This is a genomic window from Actinoplanes sp. NPDC026623 (assembly GCF_040638275.1).
In the GTDB taxonomy this organism is placed as follows: Bacteria; Actinomycetota; Actinomycetes; order Mycobacteriales; family Micromonosporaceae; genus Actinoplanes.
In genome coordinates this window covers 1-5,404 of record NZ_JBEZXZ010000337.1, presented here as the reverse complement: position 1 = coordinate 5,404, position 5,404 = coordinate 1, and the positions used below count along the sequence as shown (strand labels likewise).

Annotated in this window: 4 protein-coding genes; 2 read left to right on the top strand and 2 right to left on the bottom strand. The window is 72.8% G+C overall.

All coding sequences use genetic code 11. The annotated features are described in order from the left end of the window. A partial coding sequence (locus AB0F10_RS43925) for an SGNH/GDSL hydrolase family protein (protein WP_360640170.1) occupies positions 1 to 1,993 on the bottom strand: 1,993 nt, incomplete at its 3' end. 187 nt (positions 1,994 to 2,180) lie between these two features. Between AB0F10_RS43925 and AB0F10_RS43920 the strand changes: the two genes are divergently transcribed. Further along, complete coding sequence (locus tag AB0F10_RS43920; RefSeq protein ID WP_360640168.1) at positions 2,181 to 3,314, top strand: CinY protein; 1,134 nt, start codon at positions 2,181 to 2,183, stop codon at positions 3,312 to 3,314. A 323-nt stretch (positions 3,315 to 3,637) separates the two neighbouring features. Next, the gene (locus tag AB0F10_RS43915; RefSeq protein WP_360640165.1) at positions 3,638 to 4,033 is read left to right on the top strand and encodes a PLD nuclease N-terminal domain-containing protein; all 396 of its coding nucleotides are present in this window, start codon (positions 3,638 to 3,640) and stop codon (positions 4,031 to 4,033) included. Positions 4,034 to 4,114: 81 nt separating this feature from the next. Here AB0F10_RS43915 and AB0F10_RS43910 read toward each other — a convergent pair. Then, the coding region (locus AB0F10_RS43910) for an ABC transporter permease (RefSeq protein WP_360640163.1) at positions 4,115 to 5,404 on the bottom strand (1,290 nt) is incomplete at its 5' end.

The window sequence follows — 5,404 nt, the reverse complement described above, 5'->3', positions numbered from 1 at the left end:
AGAGGCACCACGCGCCGGCGGCGGCGAGCAGGGCGACCCCGCCGTAGCGCAGCAGCGCCCCGCCGACCTGCTGGTAGGCCCACCGCTGGCCCTGCGGGCGGCAGCCCCTGCTCGTGTTGTCGAACAGGCCGCACGGCGGCGCCTGCCTCGTCGCCCGCGCCCGCGCCTGGGCCGGCGTGGTGCGCCGCTGTGCCCTCGACGCGTCCGTCGAGCGGTCCTGCGCGGAGGCCCCGACGGTCTGCCGCGGTGTGATCGACCCCTTCTCGACCGCCCACCAGGTCTGGAAGACCCGCAGCATCGCGGCGTGCCCCCGCTCGTTCGGATGCAGGCTGCTGTGCGTCCAGTTGGCCGGATTGAAGCGCTGCTCGGCGATGCCGCGCACCGAGCGCAGGCCGATGAAGTTGATGCCGGGCAGCCCGTCGTTCAGCGGGTCGCACAGCTGCAGATGCGCCCCGGCCAGCGCGTCCTGCATCCCCGCGAGGTAGTGGAACCCGTACTCCTCGGCGGTCTGCCGGATGACCCGGTTGAGGCCGCCGGTCAGGAACCGGTGGATGAACCGCTGCTCCCGCAGCGACAGCGACACCTGGCGGCAGCCGTCCGCCCGGATGCTGATCGGATCCGGGTACGGGATGACCACCACCGGAACGTCCGCGAAGGCCGCGTCGATCTCGCGGTAGGTCACCCGGAGCTGCCGGCGCAGCTGGTCGAGGGAGTCCTCCCAGAGGGCGGCCCGGGTGTCGCAGTCGCCCGGCGCCACGCACATCATGCCGATGGTCGAGAAGCCCGCGTCGTTGCCGCCGATGCTCAGCACCACCATCCGCGGCTTGAAGGTCCCACGGATCCTCTGGTACGCGTCGAGCTGGGTGCCCGCCTCGCCCCGCTGCGGGCTCGGCGCCGGCATCGCGACGCCGGCCGCCGCCGGGCCGGCGATCGCCGGGGCGGGGTGTTCGCTGAGCACGTTGGCCGTGCGGGCACCGGAGCAGGCGAGGAACGCCAGCCCGTCGAAGTTCGTGACGTCCTGCGCGGCCATCGGCGCCCACGCGGTCGGCGAGCGGCGGCACTGGTCGCCGCCGCCGTCGTCGGTGCCCTGGTAGTAGATCGCGGCACCCTCGCCGGACATGTACGAGTCGCCGAGCGCCACCAGCACCGCGGTGTCGCCGCGGAGCCCGAGCCGTCCCTGCCCGGTGGCCTGCAGCGGGGTCACGCCCATCAGCGCGACGACGGCCATCACGGCGACGATGTCGGCCTGGGTGGTCGACACCAGGGCGACGACGAGCAGCCCGAGGAGCACCATGACGCCGATCAGCCACCTGGAGTGCCCCAGCACCACCACGCCGGCGGTGACCCCGGCGAAGAGCGCGGCGCCGGCCCCGCCGAGGCACCACAGCCGGGCCCGGGCGTCGTGCATCCGGCACAGCCGGCGGATGACCTGCTCGGACCAGATGGCCAGGCCGACCGGGAGCAGCACCAGCAGGGCGAAGGCGATCATCAGCGGGCCGAGCACGATCCGCCCGCCGGGTCCGAGCAGGGCCGCACCGCCGAACGCGAGCCCGACGCCGGCCGCGGTGAGGCCGAGGCCCCAGCGCATCGGGTGCACCTGCGCGTACCGCCGGCCGCCGGGCAGGCGCAGCAGGTGGATCGACTCGCTCTGGCGGATCTGGGTCACGGCGGAACCGGCGGCGAAGTACGCCAGGAGCACCCCGACGATGCCGGACGATCCCCGGCCGAGCGCGGCGTGCAGTGCCACCAGGACGGCCGCGGTGGCCAGCAGGAGCACGCCGAACCAGCGCGGGATCACCCACTGCATTCCGTCGAGGCTGTCGGCGTACTGCCCGCGCAGCCAGATCGTCGCGACGGCGATGAAGACGGTGAACAGCACCTGGACGGTCAGCGAGGTCGCGCCGGAGCGCGCGAAGTAGAGCAGGGCGGCCAGGGCGGCGGCGAACACCAGGGTCCGCCGGATCGATCCGGCCCGGTCGAGTTCGGCGTGCATGTCGAGACCTCGCTCTGCCCTGTTCAGGCGTCACCGGGAGGTCTGATCCGACGGTCCCACCGGGATGCGCCGGTGGGTGCCGGTTTCGGGAAGCGCTCCTGTCCGGTTCACGACCGCAACGGCGTTCATCCCGATGGGGTGAGCCGGGAACGGCGACGGCTGGGGAGCCTGAGCAGGGAGGTGCTCGATGCGAGGAGGCTCCGGCAGGGCGCTGCTCGCGGTCGTGGCCCTCGCGAGCGCCATCGTGTCGGTGCCGGACCCGGCGGCCGCCTTCGGGACGATCGACGGCGGGGGACAGCGTCGCGAGCACGAGCGGATCACCCGCGCCGCCGTGGCCTGCGCGGCCGGCACCGGATCGGACGGCGACTGCTTCGAGCCGCTGTCGATGGCGCAACTGGCGGGGCGCGGTCAGAAGTTCGGCGGCGTCGGCGCCCCCGACCGCACCGAGGTGTCCGTCCCCGCCGCGCACTGCGACGACGCGGACTATCTCGCCGGCGGCTACCCGCGCACCCGCGACGAGGCCAGCACCGGGCTCCGCGCCTGCGTCGACCATCTGCGCCGCCGCTTCCGGGAGGCGGTCGGGCTCGCGGCGGGCCTGCTCGACGGCGAGGGCCGGATCATGAGCGCCGAGGTGGACCTCGGCACCGACTGCGTGCTGGACTCCGCCGACGAGCAGCGGGCGAAGTGCCTGTCGCTGGAGCGCTTCGGCCGGGCCCTGCACGGCGCGCAGGACTTCTACGCGCACAGCAACTGGACCGACTCGGCGGATCCGGCCCGCCCGACGGGCCCGGACAACCCGCCGGGCCTCGACCTGCCGGCGCCGAGCCCGGTCCTGGACCTGAGCGGCAGCGGCACGCGCGCCGTGCCGCGCGACCTGACGACCGGGTGTTTCGTGCTCGCGGACCAGGTCACCGGCACCGGGGTGTGCGAACGGCGGATCACCCATGCCGCGCTCAACAAGGACAACGGTCTGGTCGACCCGGTCACCGGCGCCGCGACGGACCCGACGACACCCCGGGGCCGGGTCGCGGACAACTTCGCGAAGGCCGTCACCGGCGCGATCGTCGAGACCCGGCACCAGTGGCGGGAGTTCCAGGCCGCCCTCGCGGGCGACTACGGCCAGGAGAAGGCGTCGCTGATGGTGTGCGCACTCACCCACGACGATCCCGGTACCGGGTGTCGTGCGCAGCCGCCGGTGGTGCACCGTTCCGGCCGCGACGGCACGGCACGCACGGTGGTCGCCCTCGCGGTACCGGGCGTTCTCGCCGGCGCCGCGATTCTGCTGCTTCTGCTGCGCCGCCGGCGCCGTGCGCCGCGGTAGCGCAGCACGGGGAGATCATCGGACCTCATCCGTCGTGGATGATCTGCCGGCCCGCGGCGGAATCGTCCCGGAGCGGCACGGCGGCGCCGGCCGCGGCGCTTTTCGACCACCCGGCACTTCGCGGCCGGGGCATCGACAGGGCTTGCGCCTGTCCGCCTTTCATCCGTTCCGGATGACGGCCTGCGCGGGCGGCCCGTGCTCTGCTGTTAGGGGCTGAAGGAAGCTTCGCACACCGGCCCCGGCCAGGTGCGAAGTGGACGACCGCTCAGCCGCAGCACTGCGATGAGTGCCGACGGGGCCATGACGAGTCAAAGGGGTTTCACGTGACGTTCGGAGAATTTCTCTGGAGCCTATTGATCTTCTACTTCATCTTCTTCTACTTCCTGATCCTGTTCAGGATCCTGAGTGATCTGTTCAGCGACAGCGACACGAGCGGCCTCATGAAGACGGTGTGGATCATCGCCCTGCTCTTCCTGCCGTTCATCACGATGATCGTCTACCTGATCACCCGCGGTAAGAGCATGGCCGAGCGGCAGATGGCCCGCCATCAGGCCGCGGCCGCGGATCAGGCGGACTACATCCGTCGCGTCGCCGGCAGCAACGGCAGTGCCGGCGGCGGCGACCCGGCGGCACAGATCGCCAAGGGTCAGGAGCTGCTCCAGTCCGGTGCGATCAACCAGGTGGAGTTCGACGCGCTCAAGGCCAAGGCCCTCGCCTGACCGCACCAGGCGCTCGGTCGCAGTCGACGCACACTACCGACGGGGGAGCACCCCGTCGGTAGTGCCGCGTCCGGGCCACCCCTATTCGGTACGCAGCGCCGTGGCCGTTCTGGTACGCGCGGCCCAGCCCGCCGGCAACAGCGAGCCGAGGACGGCGATGAGCAGCCCGCCGAGCGCGAACAGCACCAGCTCGCCCGGGCGGTAGATGTCGAGGACCGCGGCGGGCAGGTTGAATCCGGCGGTCCGTCCCATGTCGTTGACGACCATCCGCTGCAGGAGCATGCCGACCGGCACGCCGACGGCACCGCCGGCCAGCCCGGTCACCACCACCGAGGCGATGACCATCGCGATGGTCTGCCGCGGCGTCATGCCGAGGGCCTTGTGGACGCCGAGGTCGTGTACGCGCTCACGGGTCTCCAGCACGACCATGTTGAGCACGCCGAGCGCCGCGACGGTGACCAGCAGCACGGTGAGCAGGGTGGTCAGGGCGTTGACGATGACGACGAATTCGTTGGTGTCGTCGTCGACGGTCGCCGCGTGTGCCCCCAGCGGCTTCAGGTCCTCGCTCAGCGCCTTGGCGTAGGCGGACGCGTCGGTGCCGGGCAGCAGGGTGATGTTGTACTCCTGGGGTGCCAGGTCCGGCTCGGCGGCGGCGAGGGTCGCGGTCGCGGTGAGCAGCTGCATGCCGTCGTTCTCGGTGTTGAACGCCTCTCCCACGATCCGGACGGTGAGCTCCGTGCCGTGGTCGGTCAGCACGATGGTGTCGCCGACCTCGGTGCCGGTGGCGGTCAGGAACGGGGTCGACACGACGATCTCGCCGGGCCCGCCGAACCAGGTGCCGGAGACCATCTGGTAGCCGTACGAGGAGTTGTCGCCGGTGAACGCGAGGGTCTCGACGGCGCCGGTGACCCCGGCCGCGGTCACCTCGGTGGTGGCGAGGCCGCAGTAGCCGTCGGTGCCGGCCCGCGCCTCGATCGCCTTGACGATCGCCGCCTGGTCGAGCGGCGTCCTGGGCATCGCGCTCGCGACCGGTCCGCCGTCGGCCGGCCCGGCGGGCACCCCGCCGGGCGGCGCCCCGTTCCCGCCGGGTGGCAGGTCCGTCGGCGGGAGACCGGGATGGACCATCACGTCGGCGTGGCCCTCCGAGGCCTGGACGTTGTTCAGGGACGCGCCGAGCCCGACGGAGAAGGTCACCGCGGCGGCGCCGAACGCGATCGCCGCGACGATCGTCGCCGACCGGACGGGGCGGGCGAAGGGATGCGCCAGGCCGAGGGTCGCCGGGCGGGGCAGCGGAATCCGTCCCGTCAGCCGCGACGCCCACTGGCCGCGACCGGGCGTCGGGGTGCGCCCCACGGCGAGCGCGTCGACCGT

Coding starts and splice junctions, on each gene's coding strand:
- AB0F10_RS43920 (WP_360640168.1), top strand. CDS start 2,181: ATGCGAGGAGGCTCCGGCAGGGCGCTGCTCGCGGTCGTGGCCCTCGCG.